Source organism: Stenotrophomonas sp. YJH_SMC_58, assembly GCF_059369635.1.
The window spans coordinates 65,498-80,080 of the sequence record NZ_JCAFSW010000015.1; the positions used below are offsets into that span (position 1 = coordinate 65,498).

At 66.4% G+C, this 14,583-nt stretch carries 14 protein-coding genes; 8 read left to right on the forward strand and 6 right to left on the reverse strand.

The genetic code is table 11. The annotated features are described in order from the left end of the window. Window positions 1–22 precede the first annotated feature (22 nt). Together AC5P68_RS16850 and AC5P68_RS16855 are read left to right on the forward strand one after the other, a co-directional pair. Window positions 23–739, forward strand: a complete 717-nt coding sequence (locus AC5P68_RS16850; protein WP_033833468.1) for a response regulator — start codon at window positions 23–25, stop codon at window positions 737–739. Beyond that, window positions 739–1,815 (forward strand): ATP-binding protein, encoded by a 1,077-nt coding sequence (locus AC5P68_RS16855; protein WP_005409462.1) that lies wholly within the window; start codon window positions 739–741, stop codon window positions 1,813–1,815. The genes AC5P68_RS16850 and AC5P68_RS16855 overlap by 1 nt, the downstream gene beginning before the upstream one ends. On the opposite strand, the gene AC5P68_RS16860 is transcribed toward AC5P68_RS16855, so the two are convergent. From AC5P68_RS16860 to AC5P68_RS16870, 3 genes are all read right to left on the reverse strand, one after another. Then, a complete protein-coding gene (locus tag AC5P68_RS16860; RefSeq protein ID WP_495217120.1) occupies window positions 1,793–3,589 on the reverse strand; it encodes an Lnb N-terminal periplasmic domain-containing protein in 1,797 nt (598 codons plus the stop codon). The two genes, AC5P68_RS16855 and AC5P68_RS16860, sit on opposite strands and share 23 nt — an antisense overlap. Window positions 3,590–3,623: 34 nt before the next feature. Further along, window positions 3,624–3,923: a DUF2388 domain-containing protein gene (locus AC5P68_RS16865; protein WP_005413193.1), complete on the reverse strand. Its 300-nt coding sequence runs from the start codon at window positions 3,921–3,923 to the stop codon at window positions 3,624–3,626. Window positions 3,924–3,985: 62 nt separating this feature from the next. Next, window positions 3,986–5,374, reverse strand: coding sequence for an FAD-binding oxidoreductase (locus AC5P68_RS16870; RefSeq protein ID WP_049433635.1), 1,389 nt, complete (start codon window positions 5,372–5,374; stop codon window positions 3,986–3,988). A 169-nt stretch (window positions 5,375–5,543) separates the two neighbouring features. On the opposite strand from AC5P68_RS16870, the gene serA reads away from it, so the two are divergent. Next, window positions 5,544–6,785: a phosphoglycerate dehydrogenase gene (serA, locus tag AC5P68_RS16875; RefSeq protein ID WP_033833465.1), complete on the forward strand. Its 1,242-nt coding sequence runs from the start codon at window positions 5,544–5,546 to the stop codon at window positions 6,783–6,785. A gap of 79 nt (window positions 6,786–6,864) precedes the next feature. Here the strand turns inward: serA and AC5P68_RS16880 are convergent, their stop codons facing one another. Further along, window positions 6,865–7,479 (reverse strand): NUDIX hydrolase, encoded by a 615-nt coding sequence (locus AC5P68_RS16880; protein WP_012480055.1) that lies wholly within the window; start codon window positions 7,477–7,479, stop codon window positions 6,865–6,867. Between the two features lie 133 nt (window positions 7,480–7,612). Between AC5P68_RS16880 and AC5P68_RS16885 the strand changes: the two genes are divergently transcribed. Together AC5P68_RS16885 and AC5P68_RS16890 are read left to right on the forward strand one after the other, a co-directional pair. Then, window positions 7,613–9,088, forward strand: coding sequence for an amino acid permease (locus tag AC5P68_RS16885; protein WP_005409456.1), 1,476 nt, complete (start codon window positions 7,613–7,615; stop codon window positions 9,086–9,088). Between the two features lie 82 nt (window positions 9,089–9,170). Then, entirely contained in the window at window positions 9,171–10,598 is a 1,428-nt protein-coding gene (locus AC5P68_RS16890) for an amino acid permease (RefSeq protein ID WP_049407148.1), read from the forward strand. Between the two features lie 264 nt (window positions 10,599–10,862). Here the strand turns inward: AC5P68_RS16890 and AC5P68_RS16895 are convergent, their stop codons facing one another. Next, complete coding sequence (locus tag AC5P68_RS16895) at window positions 10,863–11,009, reverse strand: hypothetical protein (protein ID WP_239667834.1); 147 nt, start codon at window positions 11,007–11,009, stop codon at window positions 10,863–10,865. A 431-nt stretch (window positions 11,010–11,440) separates the two neighbouring features. Next, window positions 11,441–11,893 (reverse strand): hypothetical protein, encoded by a 453-nt coding sequence (locus AC5P68_RS16900; protein WP_239667835.1) that lies wholly within the window; start codon window positions 11,891–11,893, stop codon window positions 11,441–11,443. A 174-nt stretch (window positions 11,894–12,067) separates the two neighbouring features. Here AC5P68_RS16900 and AC5P68_RS16905 point away from each other — a divergent pair, with 174 nt between their 5' ends. The 3 genes from AC5P68_RS16905 to mtnC all read left to right on the forward strand — a co-directional run bounded on the left by AC5P68_RS16905 (window position 12,068) and on the right by mtnC (window position 14,058). After that, window positions 12,068–12,709: a methylthioribulose 1-phosphate dehydratase gene (locus AC5P68_RS16905; protein ID WP_414498156.1), complete on the forward strand. Its 642-nt coding sequence runs from the start codon at window positions 12,068–12,070 to the stop codon at window positions 12,707–12,709. Between the two features lie 92 nt (window positions 12,710–12,801). Further along, window positions 12,802–13,359: a 1,2-dihydroxy-3-keto-5-methylthiopentene dioxygenase gene (locus AC5P68_RS16910; RefSeq protein ID WP_049402829.1), complete on the forward strand. Its 558-nt coding sequence runs from the start codon at window positions 12,802–12,804 to the stop codon at window positions 13,357–13,359. Window positions 13,360–13,362: 3 nt separating this feature from the next. Beyond that, window positions 13,363–14,058 carry an acireductone synthase gene (gene mtnC, locus AC5P68_RS16915; RefSeq protein ID WP_414498157.1) on the forward strand — a complete coding sequence of 232 codons (696 nt, stop codon included), beginning with the start codon at window positions 13,363–13,365 and terminating at the stop codon, window positions 14,056–14,058. Window positions 14,059–14,583: the final 525 nt, after the last annotated feature.

Genomic DNA, 14,583 nt, shown 5'->3' on the forward strand with positions numbered 1-14,583 from the left:
CACCTTAAGGCCCCGCCCCTGCATGCATGCCTCCCCTGCCCTCGCCGCCCTCGTCCTGATCGTCGAGGATGAGGCCGAGATCGCCGATATTCTTACCGCCTACCTGGAACGCGAAGGACTACGCACCCTGCGTGCCGCCGATGGCCACAGTGCACTGGACCTGCACCGCAGCGCCCGCCCCGACCTGGTCCTGCTCGACGTACAGCTGCCGCGGCTGGATGGCTGGAGCGTACTGACCCAGCTGCGCCAGCGCGGCGAAACGCCGGTGATCATGCTGACCGCGCTGGACCAGGACCTGGACAAGCTGACTGCGCTGCGCATGGGCGCCGACGACTATGTGGTCAAGCCATTCAATCCGGCCGAAGTCGCCGCGCGCGTCCGCGCAGTATTGCGGCGTACGCTGCGTGCCTCACGCGTGGACGCACCGACCGCACTGCGCGCGGGCCCGTTGCTGATCGACTCGGCCACCCATGCCGTGCATGTGGAAGGCGACGGCTACAGCCACGAAGTGCTGCTCACCCTCACCGAGTTCAAGCTGCTGCACTGCATGGCGCTGGCGCCGACCCGCATCTTCAGCCGCAGCGAACTGATGCACGAATGCCTGCCGGAAAGCGAGGCGCTGGAGCGCACGGTCGACAGCCATGTCAGCAAGCTGCGCCGCAAGCTGGATGAAGTGGGCATGGTCAATGTCCCGGCCAGCGTGCGCGGTGTCGGCTACCGGTTGATGGCCGACCGCTGATGGCCCGCCTGCGCCGCTCCGGGCTCAGCCGCCACATCATCGTCTCGATGTCGCTGATGGTGATCGGCGTCATCGTCATGATGATCCTGTCGTCGTGGCTGCTGTACGCGGTGCTGGTCGAGTTCTTCCCCGGCAGTGCCGAAGAGCCCGAAAGCTGGCTGCCGACCGGGCCGGAGCTGGCATGGATGGTCGGGGTGATCCTGACCGGCCTGGCACTGGCCATCGCCGCCTCGTTCCGTCTTGCCCATCGCATCCTGTCGCCGTTGAATTCACTGGTTGACAGCGTGCGCGCGCTTGCCGGCGGCGACCTCGGTGCGCGCGCCAGCGCCCAGGAAAACTCGCCCGGCGAAGTGGCCACCCTGGTCGAGGATTTCAATGCGATGGCGCGCCGCCTGCAGCACATGGAGAGCGAGCGCGCGATGTGGCATGCGGCCATTGCCCATGAACTGCGGACTCCGGTGACGATCCTGCGTGGTCGCCTGCAGGGGCTGGCCGAGGGCGTGTTCCAGCCAGACGAGTCCCAGTTCCGCAGCCTGCTGGCACAGGTCGAAGGCCTCTCACGCCTGATCGAGGATCTGCGCGTGTTGAGCCTGTCCGACAACGCGCGGTTGGACGTACGCCGCGCGCGCACCGACGTGGTGGCCGAAGTGCATTCGGTGATGACCCTGGTCGACCCGCAGTTCCGCGCCGCCGGCTTCGTGCTGGAGCTGGAAACCAGCCGCGAGGAACACAACGCGCACTGTGACCCGACACGCTTGCGCCAGGCCCTGCTGGCACTGCTGGAGAATGCGCGCCGCTACGCCAGCCCGGGCAAGGTGCGGATTGCCGTGCACGACACGCCCGGACACGTGCAGGTGGCGATCGAGGACGAAGGCCCGGGCATCGACCCGGAACTTCACACCGACATCTTCACTCCGTTCATGCGCGCCGACGGCTCGCGCTCGCGCCAGGGCGGCGGCAGCGGGCTGGGCCTGGCGGTGGTCAAGGCCATCGCCGATGCACATGGCGGCCGCGTCTACTGCACGCCCGGCAGCGCCGGCGGCAGCCGCTTCGTCATCGAGCTTCCGCGCCAGTAGCGGGCGTGGCTGCCTGTTCGCGCAGGCGTGCGCCGAGCGCGGCGAGATTGGCGTCGATCGCATCCATCTCGTTGCGCTGGCCCGCCGGCAACTGCTGGCGCAGCTGCACGCGCAGCGCCTGCCAGGCCGGCACCGCCTCTGCGCTGGCAGTGGCAACCGCTTCGGCCAGCACCGCCTGCTCATCGGCAAGCAGCAACCCGTAGCCAGCGTCGACCAGCAGCGCACCCGGGCGCAGCCATTGCCCACCCTGCTCCAGCAGCTGGCGCAGGCCGCGCGTCTCGGCACTGTCCGGTGCCGCCAGCAGGCGCCGTTTCAGCACATCGCGCGCGCGCAGTTCGGCGCGGCGTTGCGCAGCCTGTTCCAGCAGCAGCAGCCCGGCGCTGGCACGCAGGTCACCCTGCAGCAGCCACTGCGCACGCTGCTGTGCGGGCAGCTTCAGCCAGGCGCGCACATCGCGCACCGGCAGCCCCAGCTGTGAGCTCGCCACCGCGAACAACTGCTGATAGTGATCGCGCGCCGAGGCAAAGTAGTAGCCCTGCGCCTGGGCTGCATTGCGGTCCGTCAGCACCTGCTCGTCCAGCACATGCAGCCGGGACAGCCGACGCTTCAACCCGCGCGGACTCAGCTGGGCCAGCCCGGCCTCCCCCAGGCGCGGCACACCCGCCTGCAGCAGCTTTGCGGTTTCCACCGCGCAGTTGTTGCTGACGAAGTAATAGCGCCCGTCATAGCTCCAGTGCACCTGCGCGGTGCGCTCGAGCAGGCCGGCGATCTCGCCGGGCGACAACTGCAACGGCAGCGACTGCAACCCACGCAGTTCCACCTTGGTGTACTCGTCCACCACCTGCTGCAGCGGCAGCACGAACAGGCGCGAGGGATAGCCGCCGGTCAGGCCACGCCAGTTGGAAATCTGCACATCACCTACGAATGCGCGGAACGACAGCGCGCGGTGGTACTCCAGGTCCAGGCGGCAGTCTGGCCCCGGCGCACGGCCCGGCCGGCAGATCACCAGCCGCAGCATGCTGTGCCCCCAGCGGCTCATCGGCTGCGAACTGCCTTCGGCGAACAGGTAGTCCACGGCGTAGACGCGCGAAGGATCGAGTTGCAGCAGCGACGCAGCGCCTTCTTCCGACTCGGCCTGGAGCAAGGGAAGCGTCGTAGCGCACTGGGGCTGTGGCAGCGACGGCGGTTTTCCGAAATGCGCCTGGTACCACCGCGCCAGCGCCGGGCGCCGGCAGGCAAACTCGCTGTCGAGCACGAAATGCTCGGCGTTCACTGCCAGGTACTCGGCCGGATCCTTCAGTTCATAGGCATCCGGACTACGGTCACGGAAGTCGTTGCCACCACGGCCGAGATGCCAGGGCTTGCGCTGCCATCCGGCCAGGTCGCGCCAGCGCGCACTGCGCGACCAGTTCGCGCCGCTACGGTCTGCAATATGGGTCAGTTCATGCACCAGCGCGCTGCGTCGTGCACGGCGTGCGCCGGGCACGGCATCATCCAGCAGCTCGCGACGCAGGTCGATGCGGCCGGCGAAAGCGCGACCATGCACATCGGCCGGCAGGTGGTCGCTCCAACGCACCTGCACGTGTGCTGGCAGTGCGCGCAGCAGGCCATCTGGCAGCAAGGACTGCACGTCGGCCAGGGTCTGCATCGCCACCTGCTGCTGTGCAGGGCTCAGCCCTTCCGGATCCAGGCGCAGGTCTCCGCTGGCATGTGCGGCCGGAACGGCCAGCAGTAGAGCCAGGCCATGCCTGGCTGCGTTCCGTGCAGATGTCATGGCGTTGCCAGCCAGCGGCCGGCACTACCCGGGATCAACGCGCCAGCAGCGCGCGGGCCAGTTCCAGGTCGCTCTGCTGCTGTGCGGCAGCGCTCTGCTCACGCAGGTGCACCAGTGCGGCCTGCAGGCGGGCGCCACGGATCTGGCCATCGCTGGCGACGAACGCAGCGGCATCGTCGCGTGCAGCCTGCACCACCTTGTCGTCGCCCGAGCTGCTGGCCGAAGAGCCCGACGATGCACCGGTGGCGGAACCGGCCGAGGTGCCGGCGAAGCTGGAAGCAAAGCCGGCCAGCGGCAGGGACAGCAGGGCGAGCAGCAGAAGCGGACGGGTCATCGGTTCGAAGCCGGTTGTGAGGAAGCGTGGAGCGTAACGGGTGCGTGAAGGATTTGCCCGGCTCAAACGTCGAACAGCTTGCCGGGATTCAGCCGCGCTTGGGGATCGAACGCGCGTTTGACCGCCTTCATCAGGGCGATCTCGGCCGGGCCGCGGGTGCTGTCCAGGTAGCCCTTCTTGACCAGGCCGATGCCGTGTTCAGCCGAGATGCTGCCATCGAACCGGGCCAGCACCTGCGCCAGCAGCTTGGTCACATGCTCGCACTGCGCCACGAAATCGGCGTCGCTGGTGTCATCGGGCTTGAGCACGTTGATGTGCAGGTTGCCGTCACCGATATGGCCGAACCAGACCACGTCGAAGTGCGGGTAGGCCTGCCCGATCAATGCCTGGGTCTCGGCCAGGAACGCCGGCATCGCCGAGATCCGCACCGAGACGTCGTTCTTGTAGGGCTTGTAGCGCGCCAGCGATTCGGTGATGCCTTCGCGCAGGCGCCACAACTGGGCGGCCTGGGCATCGCTGGCACTGATCACGCCGTCGCTGACCCAGCCGTTGCCCATGCAGTCCTCGAAGGCCGCCATCGCCGCCGCTTCCTGCGCTTCGTCGTTGGCGGCGAACTCGGTGACCACGTAGTACGGATGCACCTCGTCGAACGGTGCCTGCGCACCATGCGCCAGCACGTGCTCCAGCGCCCGGTCGGTAAAGAATTCGAAGGCCTGCAGCTGCAGCCGCGCGCGGAACGCGGCGAATACCTGCATCAGCACTTCGAAGCTGGGCAGCGCCAGCAGCATCACGTTGCTGGCCGGCGGCGGATCGGTCAGCTTCACCGTCGCTTCGACGATCACGCCCAGCGTGCCTTCCGAACCGATCAGCAGCTGGCGGAAGTCATAGCCGCTGGAGTTCTTGATCAGGCCCTTGTTGAGCTCCAGCAGTTCGCCGCTGGCGGTGACCACCTTCAGCCCGGCGATCCACTCGCGGGTGTTGCCGTAGCGGATCACGCGGATGCCGCCGGCATTGGTGGCGATGTTGCCGCCGATCGTGCAGGAACCACGCGCGGCGAAATCCACCGGGTAGATCAGGCCGTGGTCCAGCGCGGCGTTGTGCACTGCTTCCAGCGGCATGCCGGCCTGCACCACCAGAGTGCGATCGACCGCGTCGTAGGCCAGCGCCTTGTTCATCCGCTCCAGGCTGAGCACCAGCTCGCCGTTGGCGGCCACCGCGCCACCGGAGAGACCGGTGCGGCCACCGGACGGCACCACGGCCACGCCCTCGTCTGCGCTCCAGCGCATCACCGCCTGCACTTCCTCGACCGTGGCCGGCAGCGCGATCGCCAGCGGCGCCGGCGTCCAGCGCCGGGTCCAGTCGCGCCCGTAGTGCTCCAGGTCGGCCGGGTCGGTCTTCAGCTTCAGGCCGGGACAGGCCTGCTGCAGCGAGGCAATGCGGGAATCGGTCATGACGGTCCAGCGCGGTGCGTGAAGAACGGGCAAGCGTGCCAGCGGCACGCGCCAGCGTCCAGCCCCGCAGCCGTGCAGATAGCTACGGATGCAACCAATTGCGCACTGCACCATGGGCGTTGCGATCTGGCATAGTGGTCAGCCCCTGTCCCACTGGCCGTGTCGCCCCATGTCGCCGAAGAAGACCTCGTTCCCCAAGCAGGATATCCGCGTGCTGTTGCTGGAGGGGGTCAGCCAGACCGCCGTGGAGGTGTTCAGCGCCGCCGGCTACAGCCAGATCGAGGCGCACACCAAGGCACTGCCCGAGGACGAACTGAAGGCGCGCATCGCCGAGGCGCACATCGTCGGCATCCGTTCGCGCACCCAGCTCAGCGCCGAGGTACTGGCCGAGGCCAAGCGCCTGATCGCGGTGGGCTGCTTCTGCATCGGCACCAACCAGGTCGACCTGGACGCGGCCGAGCTGGCCGGCATCCCGGTGTTCAACGCGCCCTATTCCAACACCCGCAGCGTGGCCGAGCTGGTGATTGCCGAGGCGATCATGCTGACCCGTGGCATTCCGCAGAAGAATGCCGAGTGCCATCGCGGCGGCTGGTCGAAGTCGGCCAGCGGCAGCCATGAGGTGCGTGGCAAGACCCTGGGCATCATCGGCTATGGCCACATCGGCACCCAGGTCGGCGTGCTGGCCGAATCGCTGGGCATGCAGGTGATCTTCCACGACGTGGAAACCAAGCTGGCGCTGGGCAATGCGCGTGCTGCGGCCAGCCTGGACGACCTGCTGGCCCGCGCCGACATCGTCACCCTGCATGTGCCGGAGACCCCGGCCACGCAGTGGATGATTGGCAGCACCGAGCTGGCGAAGATGCGCAAGGGCGCGCACCTGATCAACGCCGCGCGCGGCACCGTGGTCGACATCGATGCGCTGGACGCGGCGCTGGCCAGCGGCCACGTCGGAGGCGCCGCGCTGGACGTGTTCCCGGTCGAGCCGAAGGGCAATGGCGATATCTTCGAATCGCCGCTGACCCGCCACGACAACGTGATCCTGACCCCGCACGTGGGCGGCAGCACGCTGGAGGCGCAGGACAACATCGGCGTGGAAGTGGCGGCCAAGCTGGTGCGCTACAGCGACAACGGCAGCACCCTGTCGGCGGTCAACTTCCCGGAAGTGACCCTGCCCGAACACGAAGACAGCCTGCGCCTGCTGCACATCCACCAGAACGTGCCGGGCGTGCTGTCCAAGGTCAACGAGATCTTCTCGCGCCACAACGTCAACATCGACGGCCAGTTCCTGCGCACCGACCCGAAGGTGGGTTACGTGGTGATCGACATTACCGCCAGCGAGGAACAGGCCGCCGCCGTGCGCGACGAACTGGCCGCGATTCCGGGCACGCTGCGGACGCGCATCCTGTATTGAAAAAAGGGGACGGAGGGGATTAAGTCGTTTGCGGCACATGCGCTATAAACGACTTAATCCCCTCCGTCCCCTTTTTACCTCAACGTGCCAGCCACCGGCGCGCCATGCGCTGCATGGACTCGTCCGATTCCGGATCGGACACGACTTCGGTCACCGGCCGCCATGCCAGGTCAAGTGACTCCTCGCTGAGCACAAAGGCTTCGCCCCCCAGCGCGCGGATCACGAAACGCACGTCGTAGTGCCAGTGCCCCGGCACATCCTTGCGCTCCGGAATCCAGTGCTTGTCCAGATCGAAGATAGCCGGGTCTTCCAGCACCAGGCCGCTCAGGCCCGACTCCTCCTCGGCTTCCTTCAGTGCCACCTGGGCCAGGTCGCGGTCACCGTCGGCGTGGCCGCCCAGCTGCAGCCAGCGTTGCAGCTTGCGGTGGTGGGTCAGCAGCAGGCGCTGGCCATCGGCACTGACCAGCCAGCAGCTGGCGGTGAAGTGCCCGGCCAGCCGTTCGCGCCGGAACGGATCTTCCGGATCGTCCAGCAATGTGCCGAATTCGGCAGCCAGTGCGTCGTGGGCAGGCTCACGGCGGGCATAGTCCCGCAGCAGGCCACGCAGGCGATCGTCAAGCACGGCAAGGGTTTCGGCGGTCTGGCGCATGAATGGGGGCGGTCTGGAAAAATACTGCTCATTATCGCCGTTCATTGTTGCGATTGCGCTTGTGCGTTAGCTTCAGCTTTGGCTAAGGTACAGCGGGCCGTTCGCGCGGCCTTCACCATTCCAGGGTTGCCGGCAACGTATCGGCGGCCCACCCCATCCGATCACTAGGAAGTACTGCATGCTGAAAGCTCTGTTGAGGGTCAAGCCGGTTGAACCGGCCGGGCACGTCGATGCCGGCGAACCCATCGAAGGCAGCCTGGACGGCGAAGCCACGTTGAAACGGACCCTCACGGCTAAACACCTCATCCTGCTTGGCGTGGGTGCGGTGATCGGCGCTGGTATCTTCGTGCTGACCGGCCAGGCGGCGGCCAACCATGCCGGCCCGGCGGTGATGCTTTCGTTCGTGCTGGCCGGTTTCGCCTGTGCCCTGGCGGGCCTGTGCTACGCCGAGTTCGCGGCGATGATGCCGGTCTCCGGCAGTGCCTACTCGTACTCCTACGCCACCTTGGGCGAAGGCATGGCCTGGTTCATCGGCTGGTGCCTGGTGCTGGAGTACCTGTTCGCCTCGGCCTCGGTCGCGGTGGGCTGGTCGGCGTACCTGATCAGCTTCATCACCACCACCCTGCACATGCCGTTCCCGGACCTGCTCAGCGCCGCGCCCATCGCTTGGACCGGCAGCGAGTTCGTCTCCTCCGGCAAGCTGTTCAACCTGCCGGCGGTGCTGATCGTGGCGGCGGTGTCCGGCCTGCTGTACGTGGGCGTGACCCAGTCGGCCTTCGTCAACGCCATCATCGTGGCGATCAAGGTCACCGTCATCTGCCTGTTCATCGGCATCGGCGCGGCCCATATCGACCCGGCCAACTGGCAGCCGTTCATCCCGGAAAACACCGGCGTGCCGGGTGAGTTCGGCTGGAGCGGCATCTTCCGCGCGGCCACCATCGTGTTCTTCGCCTACATCGGCTTCGACGCGGTCTCCACCGCCGCCGGTGAAACCAAGGACCCACAGCGCAACATGCCGATCGGCCTGCTCGGCTCGCTGGCGGTGTGCACCATCGTCTACATCATCGTCTGCGCGGTGCTGACCGGCATGATGCCGTACCACCTGCTGGGCACCGACAAGCCGGTGGCGACCGCCCTGGAGCCCTACCCGACCCTGTCCTGGCTGAAGACGTTCGTGGAAATCGGCGCCATCGCCGGCCTGTCCTCGGTGGTGCTGGTGATGATGATGGGCCAGACCCGCATCGCCTACACCATCTCCCGCGACGGCCTGCTGCCGAAGTTCTTCGGCAAGGTCCACGCCCGCTTCCGCACCCCGTACGTCGCCACCATCGTGGTCGGCGTGATCGCTGCCGCGCTGGCCGGCCTGGTGCCACTGAACGTGCTCGGCGAACTCGTCTCGATGGGCACCCTGCTGGCCTTCGCCACCGTCTGCGTCGGCGTGCTGGTGCTGCGCTATACCAAGCCGGACCTGCACCGCCCGTTCCGCGTGCCGATGGTCTGGATCATCTGCCCGCTCGGCGCTGCCACCTGCCTGTTCCTGTTCTGGCAGGCGTTCGTGGTGCATTGGCATCTGTTCGTTGGCTGGACGCTGCTCGGCCTGCTGATCTACCTGGGCTACGGCATCCGCAACAGCAAGCTGGCCAAGTCGCCCTGATCCGCCTACGGGCCGGCCTCGCGCCGGCCCGTCCGTTTTCCCCGCGCGCCGCCCGTGGCGCGCTTCGACAAGACCACCACACATGTTCAAGCAACTGTGGGCCACCAAGCACCCGCATGCCGCCCATGAAGACGCCAACGGCCTGAGCCTGCGCCGCCACCTCGGCCCCTGGGGCCTGACCGCCCTCGGTATCGGCGCGGTGATCGGCGGCGGCATCTTCGTCATCACCGGCCAGGCCGCCGCCAACCACGCTGGCCCGGCCATCATGCTGTCCTTCGTACTGGCCGCCATCTGTTGCGCCTTCTGCGCACTGGCCTATGCCGAGTTCGCCTCGATGGTGCCGGTCTCCGGCAGCGCCTACACCTACACCTACGCCACCTTCGGCGAGCTCTCGGCCTGGTTCATCGGCTGGATGCTGGTGCTCGAGTACGGCGTGTCCGCCTCGGCGGTCGCAGTCAGCTGGACCGGCTATTTCCTCAGCCTGCTCAGCCAGTTCGACATCCATCTACCGGCGGCGCTGGTCAGCGCCCCGCTCGATGCACAGCTGCGCCCCACCGGCGCGATCGCCAACCTGCCGGCCGCCGCGCTGGTACTGCTGCTGACCTGGCTGTGCTACGTCGGCATCAGCAAGTCCTCGGCGATGAACATGGCAATGGTCGTGCTGAAGACCGGCCTGATCCTGCTGGTCATCGTGGTCGGCTGGAAGTACGTGGACACCAGCAACTGGACGCCCTTCATCCCGGCCAACGAAGGCCCCGGCAAGTACGGCATGGAAGGCGTGCTGCGTGGCGCGGCGATGGTGTTCTTCGCCTACATCGGTTTCGAAGCGGTGTCGGTGGCGGCGCAGGAATCGAAGAATCCGCAGCGTGACATGCCGTTCGGCATGATGCTGTCGCTGGTGATCTGCACCGTGCTCTACATCGCGATGGCCGCGGTGATGACCGGCCTGGTGCCGTTCCAGCTGCTCGGCACCGACGAGCCGGTGGTGACTGCCGTGGCCGCGCATCCGCAGCTGGGCTGGCTGCGCTGGGTGGTCGAGGTCGGCGCGCTGGTCGGCCTGTCCTCGGTGGTGCTGGTGATGATCATCGGCCAGCCGCGCATCTTCATGATCATGGGTCGCGACGGCCTGCTGCCGCCGGTGTTTACCAGGATCCACCCGAAGTACCGCACTCCGCACATCAACACCGTGATCACCGGCATCGGCATCGCCTTGCTGGCGGCGCTGTTCCCGCTGGACATCCTGGGCGAGCTGACCTCGATGGGCACACTGATCGCATTCGCGGCCGTGTGCGCCGGCGTGCTGATCCTGCGCCGCACCCAGCCGGACCTGCCGCGGCCGTTCCGCATGCCGATGGCGTGGCTGATCTGCAGCCTGGGCGTGCTGAGTTGCCTTGCCCTGCTGTCGGCGATGACGATGCACAACTGGATGCTGATGGGGGTGTGGACGTTCGTCGGTTTCGTGATCTATTTCTGCTACGGCTTCAGGCACAGCCGCCTGCGGGTGAAGTAAAGGGATTGCAGGGCCTGCGGCCCTGCACCCGCCGGAGCCGGAGCAACTTCCAGAGCAACAGCTGGGTTGAGGGTTTGGCGGAGAGGCATGGGTTAGCGGGGGACGCCGTGAATCCATCCCTGGAGGCTTGGCCGCGGCATCCATGCCGCGGACACCCCCGCGAACCCATGCCTCCCCGCCCCTGACACTTTCCCGGCACGTCCGGTAGATCCACGCCATGCGTGGATGATGGTCATTCCCAGCGACCAGGGCGCCCGACGATGATCATCTGCGGCCAAACCAGAAGGTCTTCTGTATCCAGCCTGCGCCGCCCATGCAGCCCATGGAGTGCTCGTGATTCTCCCTGGCGTTGACGTCCACGGTGTAGCGCTCGGTCTTTGGCATCAGCATCGTCTTGTATTTGCCATCCACGTCGCATGTCTCGCCTTCCTTGCAGGCGTTAGCACCTCAATCTCTTCGGTGCGCTCGACAACGTCCATCTTCTCCGGCCACTTCTCGTTGGCCTCTGCCCTGCAGCACCACCGCGACTCATCCAGCGGATCAGCATGATCACTGAAGCGGGCCCATTCGGTCGCACAACCGCCGGTCAACGGCGCAAGCCCCGCAGCCACGGCCAGTCGCATACACGTAGCCATCTCCATCATCCTTCTCGATTTCCGGTCGCTGCACGCGCTCGTGCTTTCCATTCACGTCGTACGTGTTCTTGTCCTGCTCGCTGCACGTCTCAAGCCTCTACGCCTGAACGATTCGCACGACCACGGCATTCTCCGCTGGCCACTGTTGCCTCGAGTCCGTTGAGCAGCAACCGGTCGAGCCGCTGTCGTCCGCCGCGCCGGCTCCGCCTAGCGGCGATTGAACCAGATGAGCTGCTGCTGCCAGCCGGCACCGGCCATGCAGGCATTGAACTCGCTGCTGCGGTCGGACGCGTTGACGTCCACGATGTAACTCTCCTCTTTCGGCATCGGCACCATGTTGTACTTGCCGTCAATGGCGCAGACTTCATCAAGCCTGCAGGGCACCTTGCGGTCTTCGTAGACAGTGCGCGTGGCCACTTCATTCCTGACCGGCCAATGATCGTCGGCCTGCGCCCTGCAACTCGAATGGGCGGGGCCGAATGACCGCGCACCCGCATCCATCTTCACCCATTCCATCGTGCAGCCACTGCTGGCAAGCATGATGCCAATCGCCCCCATCATCCCCATCGCGCGCGCGATCATCGAAGTACTCCTTTCCTTGGCGCTCGCCGGAATTTCTGCGGCAATCCGATGATGTTTCGCGGCAAGAGGGCTGTCCACGACCGGAATCGCTTCCAGCGGGAGCGCTGCCCTCCCCATTCAGCCAGCGCTGTGCTTGCCTCGATCCAACCCTTGCGCGCCGCCTGCCAGCACACCGCTTCGCGTTGCCCACGCAGCAGGCAGGCGGTCGCCGCGCGGGCCCAGCATCGGGCCGGATCACGTAAAATGCCGTCCATGGACACCACCACCTTCCCCTACGACACCGCCCGCCTGGGCGAACTGGCCCAGCTGCTGATCGACAACGTCCGCGAACTGGCCCAGGCCGGCTGGACCCCGGCCACCAGCAGCAACTTCTCCCACCGCCTTGACGACCGCCACGCCGCGATCACCGTCTCGGGCAAGGACAAGGGCCGCCTGATCGAGGACGACATCATGGTGGTGGACTTCGATGGCAAGGCCGTCGGCCGCCCGCTGCGCCCCTCCGCCGAAACCCTGCTGCACACCCAGCTGTACCGCCGCTTCCCGGAGATCGGCTGCGTGCTGCACACCCATTCGCCGGTGCAGACCATTGCCTCGCGCCTGTACGCGCCGCAGGGTCATGTGCACCTGGAAGGCTACGAACTGCTGAAGGCCTTCGTCGGCAACAGCACCCATGAGATGGCCATCGACGTACCGGTGTTCGCCAACACCCAGGACATGAACGTGCTTTCGAAGCAGGTCGATGACCTGCTCGACCGGCAGAACCTGTGGGGCTACCTGATCGACGGCCACGGCCTGTACGCCTGGGGCCGCGACATGGCCGAGGCGCGCCGTCACCTGGAAGCCTTCGAATTCCTGTTCCACTGCGAGCTGGAACTGCGCAGGCTGCGCGGCTGAACCGGCGCACAGGTGCAGATGCCGATCCGGAATCTGCATCCTGCGCCCACCCTGCTACCCTGTCCTCCCCCCGAGACGTTCAAGCTGCCGCCATGAGCCGACTGCGCATCTACGACGACATCCGCCCCGAATCGCCGCTGCTGGACACCCAGGACGGCGCGGTCATCGCTGCCGAGCTGCAGAAGATCGGCGTCACCTTCGAGCGCTGGCAGGCCACCGCGCCGGTCGCACCGGGCGCCAGCCAGGAGGAAGTGTTCGCCGCGTACCGCGCCGACATCGACCGCCTGGTGGCCGAGCGCGGTTTCAAGAGCGTGGACGTGGCCTCGATCGCCCCGGACAACCCGAACCGCGCCGAGCTTCGGAAAAAGTTCCTCGACGAGCACTTCCACAAGGAAGACGAGGTGCGCTTTTTCGTCGCCGGCTCCGGCCTGTTCACCCTGCACGTGGGTGACAAGGTCTATGAGATCGAGTGCGTGAAGGACGACCTGATCGCCGTGCCCGATGGCACCACCCACTGGTTCGACATGGGCGAGGAACCCAGCTTCGTGGCGATCCGCTTCTTCACCGAGCCGGATGGCTGGGTCGGCCACTTCACCGGCACCGACATCGCGCAGAAGTTCCCCCGTTACGTACCCACCCAGGCATCCTGATCCATGCAGCCCCGCGTCATCCTGACCGACATCGAAGGCACTACCAGCAGCATCTCGTTCGTCAAGAACGTGCTGTTCCCCTATGCCCGCAAGGCCTTGCCGGCGTTCGTCGCCGAACATGGTCAGCAGCCTGAAGTCCGCCGCTGGCTGGACGCGGTGGCTACCGAGATCGGCGGTGCCTGCCAGGACAATCTGGTGGCCGAGACGCTGCAGGGCTGGATCGACCAGGACCGCAAGCACACCGCACTGAAGGCGCTGCAGGGGCTGATCTGGGACGAAGGCTACCGCCGTGGCGACTACACCGCGCACTTCTACCCGGAAGTGGCGCCGGTGCTGAAGGGCTGGCACGCTTCCGGCCTGCCGCTGTACGTGTACTCCTCCGGTTCGGTGCCGGCGCAGAAGCTGTTCTTCGGTTTCAGCGACGCCGGCGACCTCAGCCCGCTGGTGTCGGGCTGGTTCGATACCGAAGTCGGCGGCAAGCGCGAGGCCGACAGCTACCGCCGCATCGTGCAGGCCATCGGCGTACCGGCCGGCGAGATCCTGTTCCTGTCCGATGTGGTGGAGGAATTGGACGCCGCCCGCGAAGCCGGCCTGCAGACCCGCCTGATCGATCGCCTGGATGATTACCCGATGCCGCGCATCGGCCAGGCCGCCAACGGCCACGAGCGGGTCGAGAACTTCCAGCAGATCCAGCTGTAAAGAAGAGATGTGTGCGGACCAACGGTCCGCACCTGCCCGTCTCCGCTTCTGGTAGATGCCAACCTTGGTTGGCATGTTCGGTGTGTGCCAACCAAGGTTGGCACCTACCAAAACAGGATGTGCCGCCCTCAACGATCGAGGTGTGCGGACCAACGGTCCGCACCTGCCCGGCTCCGCTTCTGGTAGATGCCAACCTTGGTTGGCATGTTCGGGGTGTGCCAACCAAGGTTGGCACCTACCAAAACAGGATGTGCCGCCCTCAACGATCGAGGTGTGCGGACCAACGGTCCGCACCTGCCCCGCTCCGCGTCTGGTGGATGCCAGCCTTGGTTGGCATGTTCAGGGTGTGCCAACCAAGGTTGGCACCTACCAAAACAGGATGTTCCGCCCTCAACGATCGAGGTGTGCGGACCAACGGTCCGCACCTGCCCGGCTCCGTGTCTGGTAGATGCCAGCCTTGGGTGGCATGTTCGGTGTGTGCCAACCAAGGTTGGCACCTACCAAAACAGGATGTGCCGCCCTCAA